This is a genomic window from Paenibacillus sp. MMS20-IR301 (genome assembly GCF_032302195.1).
Lineage (GTDB): Bacteria > Bacillota > Bacilli > Paenibacillales > Paenibacillaceae > Paenibacillus_AQ.
In genome coordinates, this window is the sequence record NZ_CP135275.1 from 4,395,489 (window position 1) to 4,417,017 (window position 21,529).

Genomic DNA, 21,529 nt, shown 5'->3' on the forward strand with positions numbered 1-21,529 from the left:
AATCCCTCTTTCCATACCCAATCTGAGTTCATAACACACTACTGAAATACTATCACAATTTGCCGCCGGACCAAAGTTTAGCGCGGGGAAGCGAAAGAACCCCTGGACCCCAAAACATACAAATTCCGCAAAAAAACTGCACCGCCCCCTCCGGGACAGCGCAGCCAGCTTTTCAACAGTATTCACAAGATAAATCTTCATTGATGCGCTGCCGTGCTCCGCTGGTTCTGTCTGCGTCTGCCATAGCTCAGTGACAGGAAGAAGCAGATGAACATTACAAGCGCGGCTGCCGCATAAGGGAAATTCACATCGAGATCAAACAGGATTCCCGCCACGATCGGACCGGCAATATTGCCAAGGCTCGTATACGCGGAGTTCATCCCCATAACAAAGCCCTGCTGCGACTCGTCAGCCATTTTGGACAGCTGCGTACCGACTGCAGGCCGGAGAATATCCATCGCCAGGAACACAATGAACGTCACCGCAACAATCGCCGTGAAGCCGTGGACAAACAGCGTAAGGAAGATCGACAGACCGGCAATCAGCAGACAGATCGTGATGACTCTGCTCTCTCCGAATTTATTAAGTATCCAGCTGAACACCGTAACCTGAACCACCGCACCGGCAATTGAACCAAACGTCAGCACAAAGGCAATATCCTTCGGGGTGAACCCGAACTTGTGATCCACGAACAGCCCGAAGACTGTATCATAGTTGGCGAGTCCGAACGACAGCACGAAAATAATAATCAGTCCAAAGAAATAAGGCTCACGGTAGGAGCGCAGCAGCTGGGTACTCAGACTTTCTTTATTTCCCTGATCGGCCTGCGCTTCACCCCGCTTCTCAGCAGATAGTGATTCCGGCAGAACGGCAAAAGTAATAAATGCAACCAGTGCAGCAGCTCCGGCAGCCGTAAAGAACGGTACACGAATGCCCAGCTCCGCCAGATATCCGCCGATCCCCGGCCCGATGATGAACCCGGTAGTGATGGCCGCATTGATCAGCCCCATCCCTTTGGCGCGTTCTTCGGAAGACGTGGTATCGGCAACATAGGCCATAACCGCAGGCATAATCATTGCGGCACCCGCTCCGCCCAGCATCCGGGATACGAACAGCAGCCAAGGTACGCTAGCCAGACCAAACAGCAGCTCCGAGAAGGCAAAGACGATCAGTCCGGCGATAATGATTTTTTTGCGGCCCATCCGGTCAGACCAATTCCCTGCAAAAGGGGACACCAGCAGCTGCGTCAGCGCAAAAGCGGCCACCAGCAGCCCGACCACGCTCCCGCCGATTCCCAGCTCGTTCATGTAAGTAGGCATAATAGGGACAACCAGACCGATCCCCGTAAACGCCAGAAATATATTTAGCATCAGGAGCAGCATAGCGCCCCGGTTTCTTAACAGTAATGACATTGCATTTCCCTCCGTATTCCCCCGGACTTGAACAGCACGCCCAGGATGTACATCGTCTTATTATAGTAGTAGTTTAAAATATAGCCGTAATCTTACCGTCCATCTCCCCGGCCGCCTTGCTTTAGTTTCTCCCATTATAGGGCCTGAAAACCGCACACGGACCAGGTTTTTGCAGCTTGCATAACCTCTTGTACAAGACCGACCATCCGGTCTATTTATTGGGTAAAAAAATACCGTTACCGCTCCAGCTCCACAACTTCACTCCAGCCGAAAATTCACTGTTTCACCGATTGCAGCAGAAACGGGAGCATACCTTTGCCTTCATATAAAATGGGCCGTTTCTGCTTGCGCGATCCTTTATCAGCTGCCTGGCAGCTCTTACCCGCTAACGCTCCTGTAGGCGCATCCCCTGGAGTAACATTTGTATTGCCCCGCGGTAATATTCCCTGATATCCTCGGAATTCTGCGCCAGTGCAGTAATCTCGCTGACTCTGCAGATGCCTTCCAGCATGCCGCTGACAATAATCACATATTTGTCCAGATTGCCCGGGGCCAGGTAACCGGAATCCATCCCTTCCTGAAGCACCTCACGGCAAGCCTGTGAAGCCGATTCGTAGACCTCCGAGAGCCGCCGGCTGATATCTTCGGTAAGCGTCCGCGATCTGGAATACTCCTCCAGCGCATGAATAATCGGATTCTGAAAATCATTCGCATAATGATCCCCAAGCGCATAGAGACGGGCTTCCGTTCCGCTGATGGTGCTCCGCAGCTCCTCCCACTCACAGAGCCACTTTTGTGTGTCATCCTCCACCACGTGCAGGAACAATTCATCCTTACTCGGAAAATGGTGATACAGACTCCCCTTGCTGACCTTGGCAGCGGCACATACCTCATTCATGCTCACAGCACCGTAACCCTTGTGTGCGAACAATTGAGAGGCATTCTGCAATATGCGGTTTCTGGTTTCTTCTCCATCTGAGCGTCCTTTGATATGTATCCCTCCTCTAGACCGACCAACCGGTCTAATTATACCATGAGCATGTGTGAAAAGAAAACCTCCAAAGTTGTTCCAGCCTGCCCCAGCAAGAACACTCCAGTTATTGAGTGATCCAGCCTGCCTTCAGTTGCTCCTCCAGCATACTTTATGCAAATTCGAGCCAATTCTGGGGCACTTTTGCCCCTAATTTCGCTCACCTAAATCCCTGAATGCTGGCCTTGCGGACACCAGCGCCGTTATTTCGCTAGAAAAGTGAAGTTTGCACACCAAAAGTGGTGAATAAAGGCCGTGGTGTCCGCAAACCTGTCATTTTGATCAAAAGCAGGCTTTTAAGGGCGCTGGTGTCCGCTAGTGCCAAAGTCTCTGAAGTACCCGCAGTATTCGCAGCACCCGCAGTGTCCGCTTAAGGGTGTTGGTGCCCGTGTTGGTGTTGGTGCCCTAGTCCCCTTAATCCACCCGCGCGTATAGCAAAAAAGACATACCGGATATACTCCAGTATGTCTTTCATTACAACTATTGATGTGTATCCCGGCCTGATTCAGAAATCAATCAGACCCAGGCTGATTTGCAGCGAATCATCCACCAGCTTCATGGTCTCATCGTCCAGGTGGGTGATCTTATCAGTTAAGCGTTGTTTGTCAATTGTCCGAACCTGCTCCAGCAAGATCACGGAATCCCGGTCAAAGCCGTGCGCTGCCGCATCAATCTCTACATGCGTCGGCAGCTTGGCCTTCTGGATCTGGGCAGTGATGGCTGCCACAATGACCGTGGGGCTGAAGCGATTGCCTATGTCGTTCTGAATGACCAGTACCGGCCTTACTCCACCTTGCTCTGAACCCACCACCGGTGAAAGGTCGGCAAAAAAAACGTCGCCGCGTTTAACAATCAATATCTACACCCCGCTTACTAAGCGGCCAAGAGTACTGTCTGCATCTTCCTCAGCGAGAAAAGCCTCGCATGCCATGGTCAAATTAATCTTAGCCATTTCCATATAGCCCCGCTGCATCGACTCCCGGATCGTACGTTTCCTCCGTTCGCTTAAATACAGCTTCATGGCCTGCCTGATCAATTCACTACGGTTAGAGTTCTCCATTTGAACGATCCCATCCACTTCCTGCAAGAGATGATCGGGCAAGCTGATCATGATTCTTTTGGTGTTCTGCAAATTGGCCACCTTCTCTTCCACCCCCACAAACCTTCTGCCCTTGTGTTCCAGTGTTACAATATACAAGGAATTTTATACAAGGAATATATGCCGCCAGTATATCAAGTATGCTGCATCCCATTATAAACTAGAAATGGCGGTACGTATAGACTATAAGTCACACGCTCTACACGGATTATTCCTTTATACTCATTCCTGCACAAGGTATCTGGTCAGGGAATTAGGCCTGCAGCAAGGGATTCACGAGGTTCGGCAACATACCTTCACGTGTATATACACGGGGCACCCGGTGAGCCAGCATACAGATTACTTCGTAGTGAATCGTTCCAAGATGGAGCGCCAGTTCATCTGCCGTCACCGACATAGTGCCCTGGCGTCCGATGAGTACAACCTCTTCGCCGGCTTTGATTTGTTCCGCTTCATCAGCGAAAGATTTGAGTGATACCATACACTGGTCCATGCAGATTGTTCCGACGACAGGAACGCGGCGTCCGCGTATTAGCACCTCCGCTTTGCCCGTTAGCATGCGGGAATATCCGTCAGCGTATCCCACAGGAAGCGTAGCGATAATCTCATCGCCCTCTGTGAAATACCGGGTGCCGTAGCTGATGCCTGAGTCAGGCGGCAGGGTCTTGATATAGACAGCCTGCGTCTTCAGCGTCATTACCGGGTGTAAAGCCACCTGCTCGCGGTTCACCTCAGCCGAGGGGTAGAACCCGTACAAGCTTATGCCTACACGCACCATGTTGCTGGATAGGAGAGGTGTATCAATGGCCGTAGCGCTATTGCCCGTATGTATGATCGGGATCTCGATTCCATAGTCCCGAAGCGCCTCCGCCACGCTCATGAAACGCCGGTGCTGCATTAGTGTATAGCTTTTGTTCTGTTCGTCTGCCTTGGCAAAATGGGTAAACATGCCCTCCAGCTCCGCCTGCGTTGTCTGATGCACTTCATTAATGAATGCGGGTGCATCAGCCGGCAATAATCCCAGCCTGCCCATCCCGCTGTCAATCTTGATGTGCACCTTCAGCCGGTACTCCGGGTCTGCAGGAAGCTGTCTGACGGCCTCCAGCACCTCCGGTGTGAACAGTGTCACGGTAACGTTATTCTTCCAGGCAGCGGCTATCCCTTCCGGGGAGGTGTAGCCCAGCACCAGAATAGGAATTAGTATTCCCGCCTGACGCAGCTCCAATGCCTCATCCAAAAAGGCAACACTGACATAATCCGCCCCAAGTCGTTCCAGTTCCCGCGTCACTTCCACGGCTCCGTGTCCGTACGCATTTCCTTTGACGCATCCCATGAACTTGGTTTCCGGCGGCAGCACGCCGCGGAAAGCCTCATAATTGGCACGCAAATCATCCAGATTTATCTCGGCTACTGTCGGTCGATAGCTTGCTTGCACTTCAGGGTCACCTTCTTACATTGTAGTAAAACATCTGTGCAAATTTCGCACAGATTATAAGTCTTACTGCCAATGGTAAGCTTAGTAATGGCCGCTGTCAATCTGGGCCAAACTAACAAAAAACGGATACTGCGTGTAGAGGAATAATTCCCACATTGCGCAGCATCCGCCTACTGATTATTACTTACCCGATTGTTCCTCCATAGAAGCGGCAATTTGCATCATTTCCGTAACCGGGAGATTTGCACTGGTAATCCGGTACTCGACACCCTCGCTCATCCAGGTCAGCGTCTGCTGTTCATCCCCGCTGAGGAGGCCGGCGGTGAAGCCCAGATCGATCAGTGTTCCCGGTGCCAGTGATACCGCGCGGTCCAGCGGACGTGATTCCATAATGGTGTACTGGTAGATTCCGTCATAGCGGATTAGCACAGCATGATCCTTGCTGCCTTCAATCTTGTTGGTATCCTTCAGCTGCACACCCGCCGGAACATAAGCCGGCTCGATAATGCCGAAGTCACCCAGCTCAGCGGCCACCGGCTGATCCGTTTGTGTGCCGTCTTCGGTCACCACCGGATTGCCGTTTTCGTCTACCTCGGCGACCGTGCTCTCGGAAGGAGTACCGGTTGCCATATTCTTTTGCATATCGAAAGCGTCTGCGGTGAACTCCGGATCGAATTTGAAGCTGTCGAACTTCACATTAACGACAACCTTGGCTTCGGAATCGGAGACCTGGACCTGCTTTGGTTCATAAGTCTTTTTGGCGAGCCAGATCTTCTGGCGGACCAGCGCGCTGCTCTGATAATTCGCAGCTACCTCAAATACATAATTATCCCCGTCCTCCACGAACTGGCGGTTGTTGTCAGAGACAATCCCCTTGAGCAGCGTCTGGTACAGGTATACCTGCCCTTGGCTGTCCGGCCAGTCGCTCTGGAAACGGAAGCTTTTACCAAGACTAGGTGTTAATACGAATACGCCCTCATCATTGCGCAGCACGATCTGCTTCACGTCCTTCTGGACATTCGACAGGCTGATCCGGTAGTACGAAGGGTTCTTGTACCAGACTTCAACCTTGTATTCCTGCGGCTGCTCCCCGGTGTACAAGGTCATCGTGCCTGCCCCCTGGTAAGCCCCCTGTTTACTTTCCAGCTTGTCAGACACATTATTCAAATCCTTGACCACAGAGGCGGCATCCTTCTTCCCGCACCCCGTCAATACTAAGGCCACGCTCATAATGATCGCGAGTACCCATGTTATCCGGCGCATGATCTCATCCCCTTAACCTGTTTTGAATGCATTGATTAGTACATGTCTATGAGGGACTTGCCAGCATTATGCAGACGGGCATGACAAGCAGGCAGAGAAGTATTTCGGTCTGACAATTTGAGTAGAGAATCTTACGTATAGACTGTGGACGGCATATTGTTGTACATACTACAACTTTGATGAGCTGTTATCAGGTTGTTCCGGCGGATTGTTATATAAAGTACATGAATTCTTGCGCTAACCCGCTGTATGGAGGGAAAATGCTGTATTTCATACAACATCTTTGGATTTTAGCTGAAACTCAGAGGAGAATGTTGTATTTTGTGCAGTATTTCGGGAAAGGCTGCCATTCCACCGCAAACATGAGGATAACCTGGGAGTCCATCCGCACAAAAAACACCAGGCCACCATCCCCGCTTAGGGATCGCTGCCTGGTGCTGATGTTCATTATATATCCGGCGTTATTATCTGCCCGGTTACCAGTTAATCGACTCGGCGATTTTCAAGACCTCGGCCCGGTTAAGACCGCGGGTACCCAAATAATACAGCACTCCGTTTGCTTCCCAGTCCAGCCCCCTGTTGTTCATGAGAATGGCATCCACTCCCTTGATGTTCACCTGCTCAATCGTGCCGTCCGTCGACATCTCATAAGCATTATCCCTATTGGATAAGCGCAGCTGCATCCAGATCCGCTTGCCCTTCTTCGGGCTGTTAAAGAACAACTCCACCACCTGCCCGTTTACGCCATCTTCGCCCTTGTAGAACTCTCCACGGTCAAAGGTGAAACCCTCCGGCAAATATTCAGGCAGTTTTACTTTGAAAAGGGCGTATTTATCCAGCTCCGCAGGCTCTTTCACAGCAAATATACGTGCTGCCTGGGCCTTGTCCAGCTCTTCCTTCTCACTTTGAGTAATTAGCTTGTCACCGTCAAAGTCCACGATCTCCTCTCCGGCTGCATTGTATATAGCTCCCCGCTGGGGGGACAATGATTCAACCGGGTTGCCGGCTTTATCGAATATTTGCCCCTTCCATACTTCCGGGAACTCCGGCGGCAGGCTCACATCCATTTCATGGGCAATAATGTTACCCAAATTCACCGTCTTCAGCACCCGGACCAGCATCTCCTGCGCAAAGGATGGACTGACGATGGTTACACTTACTGCACCTGCCACCAGCAGGGAAGCCGCAATCATGGCCGGCCGTCTGAAACGCCCTTTGATTGTCACCTTTAATTCCTCCTGTTTCGATATGGAACGGCTTCTGACTTTGCGGAGCACTGCCGCTTGGTCAGAGTCCCGGGAGAAGTCCTGCTGTGCCAGGTATACTCCCAGCTTCTGAAGCTCAAGCGCTTCCTCAGCCTTCTTCTTATTATTCATAGACTCTCCACGCTCCCTATTTCAGATTTCAGTTTCTGCAGGCTGCGGTACAGAATGACCCCGACATTGCTCTCGGAGATTCCCATAACCTGCGCAATCTCTGTATTCTTCAGATCTGCCCCGAATTTAAGGGCAATCATGTTCCGCTGCTTGGCGCTGAGCTTATCCAGCGCAAGATTCAGCCGGTCGCTGCGCTCTATGCCGAGAATCAGCGCCTCCGGCTCTTTCCGGCCCGACACCAGCTCACGGATCGCCTCCAGCGGGAACCACCGGTGCCTGGCCTGGCTGCGGTAATGATCATTCACTACATTTCTGGCGATGGCGAAAAGCCATACCTCCAGGGGTGCCTTGTCCCGGGAATAACCGCACAGCTTGGTCAGTGTCTTCTCAAACACCTGGCTGGCCAGATCCTCGGCAGTGTAACGGCAGCTCACCCGGTAGGCTATATAATTGAATATCCGTTTATAGTAAGTTTCGAATACCTCGGTGAACTGCAGTTCTGTATCCATTCGTTCTGGAATTCCTTCTTGTACCGCAGGCAGCAATGCGCGCTCTTGCATCCCTGAAGCCCTCCCTTCCCTGACTGAATTTACTTGGCCAAGTAATTTACATCAGCTAATACGTTATCTATGTGAATTTCATTACATCATCCGTCCAAAATAACCCTGCAACGCTACAAATTCTTTAATGCTATCAAAATTCAGAGCATACCGCTATGTAATGACAAAAAGAGCCTGCGGATGCAGACTCTTCATTATGAAGATCTGGAAACAAATTTATGATTTGCTTCGATCCGTTACGAAGTAGATCAACGCCAGCACCGGCAGTGCCAGCCCGATCAATACCGCCATACTCCAGCCGCCGTAAGCATAGGCCCAGCCGCCCAGAGAGGACCCTACCGCCCCGCCGACAAAGAAAATCGCCATGAATAATCCGTTCAGCCGTCCTCTGGTCTCATTGCCGAGCGAATAAATGGCCCGCTGCCCCAGCACCAGATTGCCGGATACGGCCATATCCAGGAGAATTGCAGTCAGCACCAGCAGACCCAGGGCGAATCTGTCTGTCTGCAGCAGATACGCCAGGATGAAGGATAACGCAGCCAGCACCATAGCGAATCCGGTCAAAAGCTTCGTCCAGCCCCGGTCCGCCAGTCTGCCGGCAATCGGAGCAGCCACGGCTCCGCCCACACCGGCCAGGGCAAACAGGGCGATGCCTTGCTGCGACAAATGGAAATGTTCAGCCAGATGCAGCGGCACTGTTGTCCAGAACAGGCTGAAGGCACCGAACAGGCTGGCCTGATAGATCGCCCGGCGGCGCAGCACCGGTGTATGCAGCCAAAGCGTGCCGAGTGATGAGATCAGCTGGGCATAATTAAGCGTCCGCACCGGCTTGCGGGCCGGCAGAATGCGGGAGAGAAGCAGCGTCAGCAGCGCTATCACAACAGCAGAGACAACAAAGATTGATTTCCAGCCCCACAGTCCGGCCATGAAGCTTGCCACCGGCCGGGCGAACATAATTCCGAGCAGCAGTCCGCTCATCACATTGCCGACCACCCGGCCGCGTTCTTCCTCTGCTGCCAGATAAGACGCGTAAGGCACCAAAATCTGTGCCGCAACTGAACCTAGCCCGATGAACATCGAAGCGGCTAGGAACAGCGGCGCATTCGGAGCCAGCGCCGCTATGACCAGTGCCGCTACGACCAGCACAAGCGACATTACCGCAAGCCGCCGGTTCTCGAACATATCACTTAGCGGCACTATGAACAGCAGTCCGATGACATAACCGATTTGGGTCAGGGTTACGATCAGCCCCGTAGCTCCGGGAGAGAGATGAATAGCCTCGCCGATCGGTCCGACCAGTGTCTGGGCATAATACAGATTCGCTACAATAAGTCCGCAGGATACCGCGAGCAGAAATGTGATCCAGCCGGGAACCGCCTTGTGATCTGCCGGAGATGCTGTTTGCTGTTGCATGAATAATTCCACCTTTCAATTTTTAATACTGAACGTACAGTTTAGTAATTTGCATAACCAAATAGTATACTATACGTTCAGTATTGTAAATAGGCATTTTTATGTTATACTCCATTATGAGCAGCTTATAGTTAAGGAGGAATTGCAAGTGGATAAAAAAAGAGGACGGCCGCGCAACAGTGAGGCCAAGAATGCCATTCTTAACGCATCCTATGATTTGCTTCTGGAGATGGGCTTCGGATCAGTAACTGTGGAGAAGATTGCAGAACAGGCTAAAGTCAGCAAAGCAACGATCTATAAATGGTGGCCGAATAAAGCTGCAGTGGTCATGGACGGATATCTGTTTGCCGCAGCTGCCAGGCTGCCTGTACCGGACACGGGTAGTGTGAAAGAGGATTTGCTGGCTCACGCCGGGAACCTGGCTATGTTTCTGGCCAGCCGGGAAGGCAAAGTGATTACGGAGCTGATCGGGGAAGGGCAATTTGATTCAGGATTAGCTGAGGCTTACCGGACCCGGTATTTCGGGCCGCGCCGTCAGGAAGCTGCACAGCTGCTTGAACGGGGAATAGCCAGGGGAGAACTGCAAGCCGGGCTTGATGTTGAGAGCAGCATTGATCTGATCTACGGGCCGATCTTTTACCGTCTGCTTCTGACCGGTGATGACCTGGGCGAGAATTTCATTCAAACGCTGATAAGGCTGGCGCTGGAAGGGATTCAGGCTTGAAGCACCTTCAATTGCCGGAATCCCGGCTTCTGCAGAGAAAAGCTGCCTTATGATATTCATTGATCAGGTCATCCAGCCTTCCGGATTGCCTGATCACATCGGGATGCAACCGGCCATATTGCTCCTCCATCTGGTTCAGTCTGGCCCGTTCTGTCTCAATCTGCTGTTGAATAACCTCCAATTGATCCATTCCTTCCCCTCCCTGCTAATATATTAGCGGGATATGGCGAATTGCAGGGTAGTGTCCGCATTGCAGTACAAATGATGCCAACTAGCCCCACTAAGTAAAAATAATCTCATAAAAAAACCGCCGGAAAAGGGAAATCCCTCTCCGGCGGTTTTTGCGTGTAAGAAGATGCTCCTAACGGTCCGACAGCTTCATCATATACCCCATTTCCTTCAGATAAGGATTAAGCTGCTCCAGAAGCTCTGCCTGTCTGGCAAGCTCAGCATCCGGAACCCGGCCGGAATGAACACTGCCACCCCGACCGGCTAATTCTGCATGATAAGCTGTCCACTCTCCGATCAGCTGCTTGACGGTAGCCAGCTCCTCCCCGCTGAAGGTCTGCTCCGCCTTAGCCAGCAGCTGATCACTGAAGCCGGCGAAGTCCTCTGTGCCCGCCGCCGCTCCATGAGCATCAGCCTGATCCAGCTTCCCGTTATATGACTCAAGCTCTGCTGCCAGCTCCTCATAACGTATCTGATCCGCAGCGCTTAATTTATCCGGGTGCAGCACACCCTGATTATCGGCAATCTGCAGATTATAAGCCGCAAGCCCTTGCAGAACAGCTGACATTTCATTGTACTCTGTTTCACTTAAACTGTTCTTAGCCTCCTGAAGCTTGGCTTCCAGCCGGTCATAATCCTGCTGTGTTCCGCCAAATTCCGCCACATGTTCAGGTGAACCGTATAACGAATCAGCCAGATAGTTATAACCTGCATATGCTCCTGTAGGAATAATTAAAGTTGCAGCCACGACCGCTGCCACCAGCCATTTCTTCATCCGTGTGCCTCCTTGTCCGGGGACGATTCTCTCCAGAATCCTCCCCTTTAGTTCCGGTGGAGCGTTCCACCCGCCCGCTTCTTCCTTAAGCGCCTTGCGCAAATCCTGCTCAAGCTTCATGCAGTTCCTCCACCTTCCCTAATTTGAATGTGTTCACCTTATGCTTCCGGCGCAGCTTCTGCAGTGCGGCGTGCAGCCGGGACTTGACTGTCCCGAGCGGTATTTCCAGAATGACGGCAATCTCCTCCTGGGCATACTCATACAGGTAATGCAGGATAATAACCTGCTTCTGCTTGAACGGCAAGCCCTCCACCAGCTCAATCAGGCCGCGGTTCGCGAGCCGCTCGACAACGTCGCCGGCGAAATCATGCTCCATCCGCTGGCTGGTCTGCTCCATTCTTGTGACAATCCGCAGTTGCCTCCAGCTTCTGCGCCTGTAGGCATGAATCTGCCGCATGGTCAGACCCATCAGCCAGGGCCGGAACGCCCTCCCCCCGTCATATTGTCCCAGTGAACGATGCAGCTCAATGTAGATTTCCTGCACGACATCTTCTGCATCAGCAGCTCCGGAAACGAGGAAACGCACGGCTTTATAGACATCTTGAATCGTCGCCTCGTATAACTCACCGTATGCTTCACGGCTGCCGGCTAGCGTGAGCTCGATGAGCTGCGAATATTCAGCTGTTGTCTTCTTCATCCGTCATTCCCCCTTCAGGCTTACACTATATATTGGCTGAACACAGCAGTTTCGTTCGATTTATTTATCTGCCCGTTGATCGAGGAATGTTAGGAACGGCAAACAGAGCCTTTCGTTTCGAAAGACCCTCTTCGGCCCGCTTATCACTGTGCCTCTGATTTACAGCTTGATTTTGGCAAGCAGGCTCATCAGCTGCTGCTTCTCTTCAGGCGCGAACTCCTCATAGACAGCTGCGAGCAGTGTTTCTGATACGGCTTCGAAGACCGGCTGCAGCTCCCGCCCTTTCGCTGTCAGCGACAAACGAAAAATCCGCCCGTCCTGCTGGTCCTGCTCCCGCTTCACGTATTCCAGCCGTACTAATTTATCCACTAATGCTGTTATTGTGGACTTGTCCTTATCAATACCGCGGGACAATTCGTTCATCGTAAGGGCTTCCCTGGCGAACAGCTGGAATAGAATATCCCCATGCGAAGGGGCGATGCCGTGAATATTATGCTTTTTCAATTCCTGCTCAATAAACCTGTTTCCGCGCCGGTGAATACGGCCAATGACCGCCAAGACATTATTTTCATTCATAATTCACATGTTAAATTTATATAAAATAGGTGTCAAGCTGCTTCTGCCCGCCGGGCCAAAGTATAATTAATCCGTGTATTGAAAATTTTATGCAATATTCATCAAATTTTAGTTTGATATAAAAATTTATTGCGTTTTTGTGATTTATATCACACCTATTGTGAAAATAATCACTTAATATTAAGGCATCGAAGATGATCATCCGATACCACAGACAAAGAGATTCAGGATAGGTTGCTAACAAAACTAAGTGTATGCTTCCGAAGTCAGTTTTGCCGAAGTAATTCACTGCAGCTATGCTAACAAAACTAAGCGTATGCTTCCGAAGTGAGTTTTGTACGAAGTAATTCACTGCAGCTATGCTAACAAAACTAAGCAAATGCTTCAGAAGTGAGTTTTGTACGAAGTAATTCACTGCAGCTATGCTAACAAAACTTTAGGAGTGAGAGAGATGTTCAACAACTGGTTCCGCACAAACAAAGCAGCTATGGTGCTGCTCACAATAGTACGTTTATATGTAGGTTACAAGTGGATTGATGCCGGCTGGCACAAGCTTACCGGCGGTTTCGACGCTTCCGGCTTCCTGAAAGGCGCCATTGCCAAAAGCGTCGGCGAAGACGCCACCGTCCAGGCCTGGTGGGGCAGCTTCCTGCAGCATGCGGCGCTCCCTGGAGTAGATTTCTTCAATGTGCTGGTTCCTGCCGGTGAATTCCTCGTTGGGCTGGGCCTGATTCTGGGTACCTTCACTACCTTCGCCGCACTGATGGGCATTGTAATGAACACCGCTTACCTGCTGTCCGGTACGGTCAGCACCAATGTCCAGCTGCTCCTTATGGGAATCATCATCGTTGTGTCGTCCGCTAATGCCGGCAAGGTTGGTCTGGATCACTGGGTTCTCCCTTACCTGCGCGGCCTATTTCATAAGAAGAATCATACGCCTCTTGCCCAGCCGCTTGCTTCCGTTCAGACTATCAAACGTTCCGTATAACAAATGGTATGTATTATAGATATATAGACATCAAACAAAGACCTGCCAGACAAGGATAGCGCTTCTGCTGCCTTCTCTTGCAGGTCTTTGTCATATATTAATAACTTTCTTATGCCGGAACATAACCCGCTGGAGGCAATTTTCATTTATAATAAAATGGATTGGAATTTCCAGACTCCGGAGGTTATCCTTATGAAAAAAATCATGGCCGCTTCCGCAATTGCCCTGCTCTTCGCAGGCTATGCGGCAGCGACATCTATAAATACAGTTTCTGCTGCTGCCCCGCTGTCCCTGATTGTAGACGGACAAGCTGCGCTCGCACATGTTCCCCCTTTTTATATCAAAGAGACCCTATATGTCCCGGCAATTGCCCTGCTGGAGTATTACCCCATCCGGCTCGAATGGGACAATGTCCGCAAACAGCTTACTGCCGCAACCGGATGGGAGCATACCGTATTTACACCGGGAAGCTCTTCGCTTCAAATCGCTTATACACAGTCGGATGGCGGGTACGAAGAGGTTCTGGAGGCCCCTGTCCTGCTTAAGGCAGGACATGTCTACATTCCGGCAGCTTCGCTGGGGCTTATCACAGGTGCAACTGCAGAACTGGAAGAAGGCGGAAAGCGGGTAGCTATAACACCCGGCAGCCTAAGCACTACGGTGAGAGTTCCTGCAGCTCCAGTAGCCGTAGCCGCAGATAATACCAAGGTTAAGCTGTATGCTGCACTGAAGGACGGAGACACCTACAAAGGCTTCAATCTTGAAGTTAACGGCAGGAAGCATAGCTTCGGCTGGTCTGTATACAGGGATTCTATGAATCCGCCCCAGCTTTTCTACACCGATGTTGATCAGGACGGAAAGCCGGAAGCTGTAGTTGTATTCACACTAGGTACCGGAACATCGCTGGTAGTGCAGGAGGTTCATGTAGTCAAGCCGGAGCAGTGGAAGGAGCTCGCTGTGCCTGCAGCAGACCAGGCGGCAGCCGCAGCCGTATCGTCCAGTATTTCACTTGACGGGAAAGATGTGCTGCTGAAGCTTGAGCTTAAGGGGAACAAACCGTCTAAGATAACGCTGAGAATCCCGGACCGGGCAGAGGACGGACTGGAGTACTTGGGGCAGGCAGCAGGCATCGGCGCTGTCACCTACTACACGGCTGAAGGCGGTAAGCTGAAGGCGGATACCAGCCTGATGATCGGAATGCTGGAGAGCATGGGCACGCTGAAGCTGGAATATAAGGCAGGTACTGCGGGGATGGAGCTGGACACGGTTACCTTCGAGCCGCATGATACGACCCAATCCTTCGTTGTGAAGTAATCTCTTAAGAAAGGTGCGTTACAATCATGATTGATGCCCATATTCATCTGGACCAATATGAGGACGCTCTGCTGCCTTCACTGCTTCAGAACCTGCCGGAACAACAGATCGAGGCGCTCATTGCCGTCTCTATGAATCTCACTTCCAGCATGCGGACCCGGGATATAGCAGCCAGGTATCCCGGACGGGTCAAGCCGGCCTACGGCTTCCACCCCGAGCAGCCGCTGCCTTCAGAAGAAGAACTGACAGCGCTGCTGGACTGGATAGAGCAACATGCCGGGGAGATGACCGCTGTCGGGGAGATCGGGCTTCCCTACTATTCCCGTGCTGAGGCTCTGGAACGCGGCGAAGCCTGGGATATGGCTCCCTATATCGCACTGCTGGACAAGCTGCTTGCCCTTGCTGCACGGCTGGACAAGCCGGTTGTGCTGCATGCCGTCTATGAAGATGCATGGACCGTCTGCGATTTACTGGACAAGCACGGGATTACCCGCGCCCACTTCCATTGGTTCAAGGGACCTGCAGCAACTGTGGACCGGATGATCAGGCGCGGCTATTCTATTTCCTTCACGCCTGACATCCTGTATGAACAGGAGATTCAGGAGCTTGCGCGCCGCTATCCGCCGGAGCTTGTCATGGCGGAGACGGACGGGCCCTGGCCGTTCGAAGGGCCGTTCGCCGGACGCGTTACACACCCGGCGATGGTGCATGAGGCTGCCGCCGCCTGGGGAGCGCTGCACGGTTATGCCATTGACCGGGCTAAAGCCGTCCTGACGGCGAACACGGTACGCTTTTATCAGCTTAAGCTGTAGCGGTCAGGAAAGGGCTTCGTGCTTCACGGCAAGACGCTCCACACCGGTCAACCGGCCCTCTTGAAAGGCCATCACATATATATCTGGCTTCCTGGTCTGCATCAGGAAGTCCAGATTATATTCCGGGGCGTAATATCCCATCATTAAAGTCATTACGAGCCCGTGGGTTCCGATGACAACCCGCTCATCTTCATGCCGCTGCAGAATCTCCTTCAGCACACGGACCGCCCGTGCCTGGCATTCGCGGTTGGATTCCCCGCCCGGCAGGGCGTAATCCGGGTCTGCGAACATCTTGTGCAGTTCCGCATCCAGATCTTCGTCAGCCAGCTGTGCGTTGCCCTCCATCCAGACCTTTTCCCGGAGGTCTTCATTCAGCCGGATATCTTCTCCAAGCTCCTCGGCAAGGTCAGCAATGGTATCTATCGCCCGGGTATATGTGCTGCAGTACAGCGCATCAATTCCTTCATTCCGCAGCCGGGCTGTCACATCATGGGCGTCCTGCTCCCCTTTGGCCGAGAGGCCGCGTGTCCATTCATCCACTCCGGTACGCAGCGAATCCCCGTGCCTCACCATATAGATATAAGTCGTCATGGTTTCCTCCTGAATATGTATTGCGGGCTGGTGCCCGCTTTACATTTTCGCCGCACAGCTTCCAATTCCTGCATAATTCAGGGACGGACTTATTCCATTAACCTGCTCCATTAATGCTGCTCCGCTACAGCCTGAGCACGCTCCAGCTTGGGTACAGGCCAGAGCAGTCTGCCGAAGAGCAGGCCCGCCAGGCCCAGAACGAGCTGCATAATGCCGAAATTGACGAAGATCCGGGCCGGGCCCGCGTATTGAACAAGTATCCCGCCCAGCAGAGGGGCAACGATCAGCACCGTGCTGAGCACCGTGTTCTGGATGCCGAAGATCCGGCCGGTCATATGCGGCGGTGTCTCCTTTTGCAGGCAATAGTTGAATGTAACAATGAATGCCCCGTTGCCGATCCCCAGCACAAATCCAATCAGAAGAACCCAGATTACAGATGCCCCGGGCTGCAGCAGCCCAAGCGCTGCAACCGAGCCGCCAATCAGCACATAGCCTGACCCGAGCCGCCAGCTGTAGCCTGTCTCCGGATTCAGCTTATTCAGGACAAGTATGATCAGGACAGCACCTACTCCCGATGCCGCTACCATCCAGCCAAGCAGTGATTCCCGCGACGGGGCAAATACGCGGAACAGGCTGGTGAACTGATAATCAATCACCTGGATCACCAGTGATCCGGCCAGGCCGAACATCATCGTACTCAGCAGCATCCGGCTGCGGAGCATGAAGCTCCAGCCTTCACGCCACATCTTATGCAGCGGAACCTTCTCCTCCGGGGCACTTGAAGCAGCAGCGCCTTCTGTACCCTCCGGCTGCAGGCTATCCCCCTTATCAGCGGGGATATTCCTTACGGACAACAGCAGCAGATAGGAGCAGCCCCGCAGCAGCGCATTCAGCAGAATACACCACTGCGGTGTAAGGAAGGCGAGGGCCAGGCCTCCGAGCAGCGGCCCGGCGATTTTGGAGCCCTGGTTAACCAGACCGTTCAGTGAGGAGGCTTGCAGCAGCTGGTCCTCCCTGACCAGACTGCGGGTTAACGACTGCTGGGCAGGCATGTTCAGCGTAGATAGTGCGGAACGCAGCGCCAGGAGCGGCAGCAGCCAGACCATGCCTGGTGCGAACAGCACCAGCACGGTCAGAATTGCCGTGAGCAGATCGCAGATGCGCATCAGCTTCAGCTTGTTCAGCCGGTCGGCAGCTACGCCGGCAACCGAGCCGAGCAGAATGCTCGGCAGCGCCAGGGCTACCGGGATAAGCGCCAGCATCAGCGGCCCGGCCTGCCAGCGGTAGCCGACCAGCACCTGAATGGCAAGCGCATCGAACCAGTCGCCGAAGCTCGCTGTAGCGAAGGCGCTGTACACGCGCATGTAGGTTTTGTTGTGCAGCAGGCTGTTTCCCTGCTTCGTTGAAAGCTCCATCTGACATTCCTCCAGGTTGCTTATAGATTCATGGAATATGAAGAAGTCATATCCATAATCCTAATGTAGCGGAGTAATGTCAGAGAATTATCAGAGGGGCTGCGCGAATTGCCGGAGCACTGCTGCGAGCGGCTGATCTAACCGGTTAAGCCCCATCTGCTCAAGCTCGGCCGTGAATTTCTCTATGTATTTGCGGTGGACCGGCGGAGCAGGCGGGTATACACGGCAAAAGTGATAAATCCGGTACAGCGCGTACAACCGCAGCGGAGCGAATCCGGACATCTCCTGCACAGACATTCCCTCTTCCAGCAGCCTATCGCCCTCCAGCCACTGTCCGCGCCGGAAATGCCATAAGCCCTTGACTACCTTATAACTGCCAATCTCCCGCAAAAACGGCTTCTCCTGCAGCATTCTGCCAATTGCTTCATCCATCCGGATCAGTTCCTCTTCCCCGGTCCCGGCGGTCAGGTGCACATACATCTCGGTAATCATCGTTACCGGCACGAAATTCTCATAGCCGGGTCCGGCAATCACCTGATAACTCCTGTTCAGCCGCTCCAGGGCCCGCCCGGTTTCACCCGCTGTAGTGAACAAATCGAGCATAATCAGAATTTCCATCTCTGTCTGCTCAGGATCAGGCAGCTGGCAGTTATCAATGATCCGTCCGCAAAATCCCAGCTTCTCCCGCGGGTCGCCTGAGAACATATAGAAGAGAATTAAATAGAACAGCCTGTCCTTCAGCGGGACCTCTTCCGTATATAACAGCCAATCCAAATCACCTTGCATGTAATGCACTACAACGGAGTATAGCGGGTCCAGCTCATATCCCAGCAGATCCTGCTGGCGGGCAAGGGTCAGCATCGACTTGCCTTGGCCGTACACATGATATTTGCCGAATACCCCGCGCATGGCCTCATGCAGGTCAGGATCCTGAATGGTTGGATTCGGAGCTACGCCTGCGGGCATATCCGGTACAGTCAGACTATAGCCGAATCCGCGCACCGTCTTGATATCAACGGTGCCCAGCTTGTGCAGCTTTTTGCGCAGCCGGTAGATATGATCATCAACCGTCCGCTCCACCGGATACTCCAGCGGCCAGACCTTATCGAGCAGCTGCTCCCGGCTGAACGTCCTCCCCCGGTTACGGTACAGAAACTGCAGGAGCGCAAATTCCTTCGGCAGCAGCGTGATGCTTATCCCGCCTGCCGATACTCTATATTCACTTTCGTTCAACTCCAGCATATCTGCGCCTTCTTTCTGCTCCGGATACATCCATGAATAGATTATATCAGCATGGCGTTATTCGTACGAGCCGCCGCTTCAATCGTGGCCGGAGGGCAGGCCCGCTCCGGCCTTTGCGCTGTTCGCGGCTGGGCAGACAGGCAATCGTGAACAAGAGCATCCCCGCAGTTGCCGCTGCGGAGATGCTCTTGTTAGGTTGATCTATTCAGCTGCTTCCACTGGAGGTGCCATCGCTACAAAGTTTAGTTGGATTTTCTACACTTATTTATCCCGTTTATGAGCGGCGGCGGAATTTAGTTGGATTTTCGGCACTTAATTCTGCCCAAAACCTGCTGATTTCTTGAACAGATTAGAATTAAGTGCCTTTTATCCAATTATTCACCTCAACATTGGAAATTCTCCACAAATAGATGACATTTATCCACCTAATTTCCCGGTATCAACAACTCATAGTGCAGGGCTGCGGCCACAATGCATATTCCGGCTGCAATCCTGCTAGCCCGCCATATTGTTGATGGAATCCTGTTCAGAGAATACGGAGATATGATCTACTGTGCCGGTAGCATCCGGGATAACGAACTTTAGCTGGTACTGCTCCCCCGCCTGATAAATATATATTTCATCCTTGCCGTTCACTGCCGTATGGTCCGGCTCGCCGAGCGCAGCTTCAATCTGCTTCAGGGTCAGCTTGTGCAGGCCGGCGGCGCTTGAGCGTACATCGAAGACCCGGCTGCCCTTGTTGAAGCCGAACACCACTGCTTTGGCCGCATAGGTGGAATAGATGCCTTTGCCGGCCGCTTCCTTGGTGTCCGGCTCGCCCCATGCAGCTTCCACATCGTCGATGAGTCCGCTGTGCGCAGCATATTCCACGCCGGGCACCTTGCCCTGCTTGGCCAGCTCAAGCAGCTCCTTCAGCTGCTTGCCCGGATCCTGCGCCGCCGCTCCAGCCGCAGCCGTGCCGCCCGCGGCTCCCGGCTCTGCCGTAGCAGCTGCGCCGCCGGCCCCTGAAGCAGCCGGGTCAGCCGGTGCAGCTTCCCCGCCGCTTGCTGGTGCGGCGGCCTCACCGCTGCCCGTCTCCGCGGGCGGGCTGGCCTCCGGCTGCGGCGCTTCCGCTGCAGCCGGTGTCTGCACCGCGGCCTGCCCCGCAGGCGGCGCGGCATCCTGCTGGCCGGAGCTGCAGCCCGTCAGGCTGAGCAATCCGCCAAGCATGATGATACCGGCCAGCTTTTGGAATGATATATTCATCTTGCCATCTCCTTCGTCATAGGGAACATCCTGTAGTGTAAGAACTGTAACCCTATAACGAAAGCCAAGTAGTAAAGGTTGCACACGCATACGCTACCGAGCTGCCGAAACCGGAAGACGGCTATCCCTTCATAAATTGCTCATACAGCTCCTGGAACGAAGCGTAGCGCTCAACCTGCCGCCCTACCCTGATGTATTCGTTCAGATATTGGTCCATCACCAGCAGGAATTGATCCCGGAAGACATCCAGCTTCCCGGAATCGAAATACTGCATTACATCGAGCGCCGGAGTCCCCTTGTGCTCGCTCATTTCATTCAAGAAATTCTGTGCGCTCAAGGCTGCGTGATAGAGGTAAGCTGCATCCGCCTGTTCCACGCCCGCCAATACTTTATTGCGGCAGTTGCACCACAGTTCTTCGTACGTCCCCCCAAGACTGCTGTAATCCGGGACAGGACGCTCTACGAATTCCAGAGTCAGCTTACGGTACAGCCCGTTTACGCTTGTCAGCAGCGCGAGTGCCGAGCTTCTAATCTCCTCCTGCGTGCCGGCTTCAATGACAGCCATATACCTGACTGCGAAATCCTCCGGAACATAGCGGAATGTACCGATCTCCTCCAGATATCTTTTTATCCCCCGCTTGAAATAGGTATTGTTCAGATGCGTCAACGCATAGAGCAGATTGTAGACGGTCTCGCCCGCAGCATATCTTACAGCCCCGATCTCGTCAGATAAAAGCGTATTCGTATACTCCTGCTTCGCCTGGTCCATCCATTTACCCGCCCGGCGGATGCATTCTGGTCCGACAGGCTTCGCCAGCATATCCAGTGCGCGCTGTTTATATGAAGTGAACTTGTCCATGTACTCCGGCTTGGCACAATACAGAATCTGCATATCCACCAGATGTGAGATCATCGGACTGTCCAGCTTCGCCTGGCTCTCGATCCTCGTCTCCCAGGGCGTGCAATAAATATCGTAGCCGATCTCCCCCAGAATGAAGCAGGAGGAGATTCCCCAGCCCCGGTCCGTATTGTTGATAATAATGAGATCAAGATCGCTTGCAGCATGATAATCTCCTGTGCTGAACGAGCCGGTAAGCCCGATAATGGCGATATCCTCGGCAAAATCCCTCTTCGCACGTTCAATAACCATCTGAATCAGCAGCTCATTCCTGTCCAGAAGCCTCTGCCTCTCCGCAGCATTCATCTGTAAATGAGTCATTTACAGCCCTCCCTTCCCGTCTCATTCTATAGACCGCTAACCGGAAGGGGTATACCAAGTTTAATTAAGTTCAAATTATCCTGCCCGGTATCCAGGCTTACGATCACCGCCAGAA

Annotated in this window: 22 protein-coding genes; 4 read left to right on the plus strand and 18 right to left on the minus strand. The window is 52.8% G+C overall.

Annotated features, from left to right (window positions below; all coding sequences use genetic code 11):
• Window positions 1–197 precede the first annotated feature (197 nt).
• The 9 genes from LOS79_RS18920 to LOS79_RS18960 form a co-directional block, all read right to left on the minus strand.
• Window positions 198–1,412: an MFS transporter gene (locus LOS79_RS18920; RefSeq protein WP_315411603.1), complete on the minus strand. Its 1,215-nt coding sequence runs from the start codon at window positions 1,410–1,412 to the stop codon at window positions 198–200.
• A 385-nt stretch (window positions 1,413–1,797) separates the two neighbouring features.
• Window positions 1,798–2,361 carry a TetR/AcrR family transcriptional regulator gene (locus LOS79_RS18925; protein ID WP_315411604.1) on the minus strand — a complete coding sequence of 188 codons (564 nt, stop codon included), beginning with the start codon at window positions 2,359–2,361 and terminating at the stop codon, window positions 1,798–1,800.
• A 586-nt stretch (window positions 2,362–2,947) separates the two neighbouring features.
• Window positions 2,948–3,298 (minus strand): type II toxin-antitoxin system PemK/MazF family toxin, encoded by a 351-nt coding sequence (locus LOS79_RS18930; RefSeq protein ID WP_019913013.1) that lies wholly within the window; start codon window positions 3,296–3,298, stop codon window positions 2,948–2,950.
• Window positions 3,299–3,301: 3 nt separating this feature from the next.
• Window positions 3,302–3,583: a CopG family ribbon-helix-helix protein gene (locus tag LOS79_RS18935; RefSeq protein WP_315422327.1), complete on the minus strand. Its 282-nt coding sequence runs from the start codon at window positions 3,581–3,583 to the stop codon at window positions 3,302–3,304.
• Window positions 3,584–3,794: 211 nt separating this feature from the next.
• Window positions 3,795–4,976, minus strand: a complete 1,182-nt coding sequence (alr, locus tag LOS79_RS18940) for an alanine racemase (protein WP_315411605.1) — start codon at window positions 4,974–4,976, stop codon at window positions 3,795–3,797.
• A 180-nt stretch (window positions 4,977–5,156) separates the two neighbouring features.
• Window positions 5,157–6,239: a LolA family protein gene (locus tag LOS79_RS18945; protein WP_315411606.1), complete on the minus strand. Its 1,083-nt coding sequence runs from the start codon at window positions 6,237–6,239 to the stop codon at window positions 5,157–5,159.
• A 476-nt stretch (window positions 6,240–6,715) separates the two neighbouring features.
• Window positions 6,716–7,615 carry a DUF4367 domain-containing protein gene (locus LOS79_RS18950; protein WP_315411607.1) on the minus strand — a complete coding sequence of 300 codons (900 nt, stop codon included), beginning with the start codon at window positions 7,613–7,615 and terminating at the stop codon, window positions 6,716–6,718.
• Complete coding sequence (locus LOS79_RS18955; RefSeq protein ID WP_315411608.1) at window positions 7,612–8,175, minus strand: sigma-70 family RNA polymerase sigma factor; 564 nt, start codon at window positions 8,173–8,175, stop codon at window positions 7,612–7,614. The genes LOS79_RS18950 and LOS79_RS18955 overlap by 4 nt, the downstream gene beginning before the upstream one ends.
• Before the next feature lie 216 nt (window positions 8,176–8,391).
• The gene (locus LOS79_RS18960) at window positions 8,392–9,588 is read right to left on the minus strand and encodes an MFS transporter (protein ID WP_315411609.1); all 1,197 of its coding nucleotides are present in this window, start codon (window positions 9,586–9,588) and stop codon (window positions 8,392–8,394) included.
• Between the two features lie 148 nt (window positions 9,589–9,736).
• Between LOS79_RS18960 and LOS79_RS18965 the strand changes: the two genes are divergently transcribed.
• Window positions 9,737–10,312: a TetR/AcrR family transcriptional regulator gene (locus LOS79_RS18965; protein ID WP_315411610.1), complete on the plus strand. Its 576-nt coding sequence runs from the start codon at window positions 9,737–9,739 to the stop codon at window positions 10,310–10,312.
• A gap of 7 nt (window positions 10,313–10,319) precedes the next feature.
• Here LOS79_RS18965 and LOS79_RS18970 read toward each other — a convergent pair whose 3' ends face one another.
• The 4 genes from LOS79_RS18970 to LOS79_RS18985 all read right to left on the minus strand — a co-directional run bounded on the left by LOS79_RS18970 (window position 10,320) and on the right by LOS79_RS18985 (window position 12,588).
• The gene (locus LOS79_RS18970; protein ID WP_315411611.1) at window positions 10,320–10,502 is read right to left on the minus strand and encodes an aspartyl-phosphate phosphatase Spo0E family protein; all 183 of its coding nucleotides are present in this window, start codon (window positions 10,500–10,502) and stop codon (window positions 10,320–10,322) included.
• 171 nt (window positions 10,503–10,673) lie between these two features.
• Window positions 10,674–11,435 (minus strand): DUF3600 domain-containing protein, encoded by a 762-nt coding sequence (locus LOS79_RS18975; RefSeq protein ID WP_315411612.1) that lies wholly within the window; start codon window positions 11,433–11,435, stop codon window positions 10,674–10,676.
• On the minus strand, window positions 11,425–12,012 hold the full coding sequence (locus LOS79_RS18980; RefSeq protein ID WP_315411613.1) for a sigma-70 family RNA polymerase sigma factor: 588 nt from the start codon (window positions 12,010–12,012) through the stop codon (window positions 11,425–11,427). The genes LOS79_RS18975 and LOS79_RS18980 overlap by 11 nt, the downstream gene beginning before the upstream one ends.
• A 159-nt stretch (window positions 12,013–12,171) precedes the next feature.
• Complete coding sequence (locus LOS79_RS18985; protein WP_315411614.1) at window positions 12,172–12,588, minus strand: MarR family winged helix-turn-helix transcriptional regulator; 417 nt, start codon at window positions 12,586–12,588, stop codon at window positions 12,172–12,174.
• A 451-nt stretch (window positions 12,589–13,039) separates the two neighbouring features.
• Here LOS79_RS18985 and LOS79_RS18990 point away from each other — a divergent pair, with 451 nt between their 5' ends.
• The 3 genes from LOS79_RS18990 (at window position 13,040) to LOS79_RS19000 (ending at window position 15,702) form a co-directional block, all read left to right on the plus strand.
• Window positions 13,040–13,576, plus strand: coding sequence for a DoxX family protein (locus LOS79_RS18990; protein WP_315411615.1), 537 nt, complete (start codon window positions 13,040–13,042; stop codon window positions 13,574–13,576).
• A gap of 192 nt (window positions 13,577–13,768) precedes the next feature.
• Complete coding sequence (locus LOS79_RS18995; protein WP_315411616.1) at window positions 13,769–14,890, plus strand: stalk domain-containing protein; 1,122 nt, start codon at window positions 13,769–13,771, stop codon at window positions 14,888–14,890.
• Window positions 14,891–14,916: 26 nt separating this feature from the next.
• Window positions 14,917–15,702 (plus strand): TatD family hydrolase, encoded by a 786-nt coding sequence (locus LOS79_RS19000; RefSeq protein WP_315411617.1) that lies wholly within the window; start codon window positions 14,917–14,919, stop codon window positions 15,700–15,702.
• 3 nt (window positions 15,703–15,705) lie between these two features.
• Here the strand turns inward: LOS79_RS19000 and LOS79_RS19005 are convergent, their stop codons facing one another.
• The 5 genes from LOS79_RS19005 to LOS79_RS19025 form a co-directional block, all read right to left on the minus strand.
• The gene (locus tag LOS79_RS19005; protein WP_315411618.1) at window positions 15,706–16,293 is read right to left on the minus strand and encodes a histidine phosphatase family protein; all 588 of its coding nucleotides are present in this window, start codon (window positions 16,291–16,293) and stop codon (window positions 15,706–15,708) included.
• A 110-nt stretch (window positions 16,294–16,403) separates the two neighbouring features.
• Window positions 16,404–17,708 (minus strand): MFS transporter, encoded by a 1,305-nt coding sequence (locus tag LOS79_RS19010; RefSeq protein ID WP_315411619.1) that lies wholly within the window; start codon window positions 17,706–17,708, stop codon window positions 16,404–16,406.
• Between the two features lie 90 nt (window positions 17,709–17,798).
• Window positions 17,799–18,950 carry a winged helix-turn-helix domain-containing protein gene (locus LOS79_RS19015; protein WP_315411620.1) on the minus strand — a complete coding sequence of 384 codons (1,152 nt, stop codon included), beginning with the start codon at window positions 18,948–18,950 and terminating at the stop codon, window positions 17,799–17,801.
• A 495-nt stretch (window positions 18,951–19,445) separates the two neighbouring features.
• Window positions 19,446–20,195, minus strand: coding sequence for a YjgB family protein (locus tag LOS79_RS19020; protein ID WP_315411621.1), 750 nt, complete (start codon window positions 20,193–20,195; stop codon window positions 19,446–19,448).
• Window positions 20,196–20,316: 121 nt separating this feature from the next.
• Window positions 20,317–21,414, minus strand: a complete 1,098-nt coding sequence (locus LOS79_RS19025) for a nucleotidyltransferase domain-containing protein (protein WP_315411622.1) — start codon at window positions 21,412–21,414, stop codon at window positions 20,317–20,319.
• Between the last annotated feature and the right edge of the window lie 115 nt (window positions 21,415–21,529).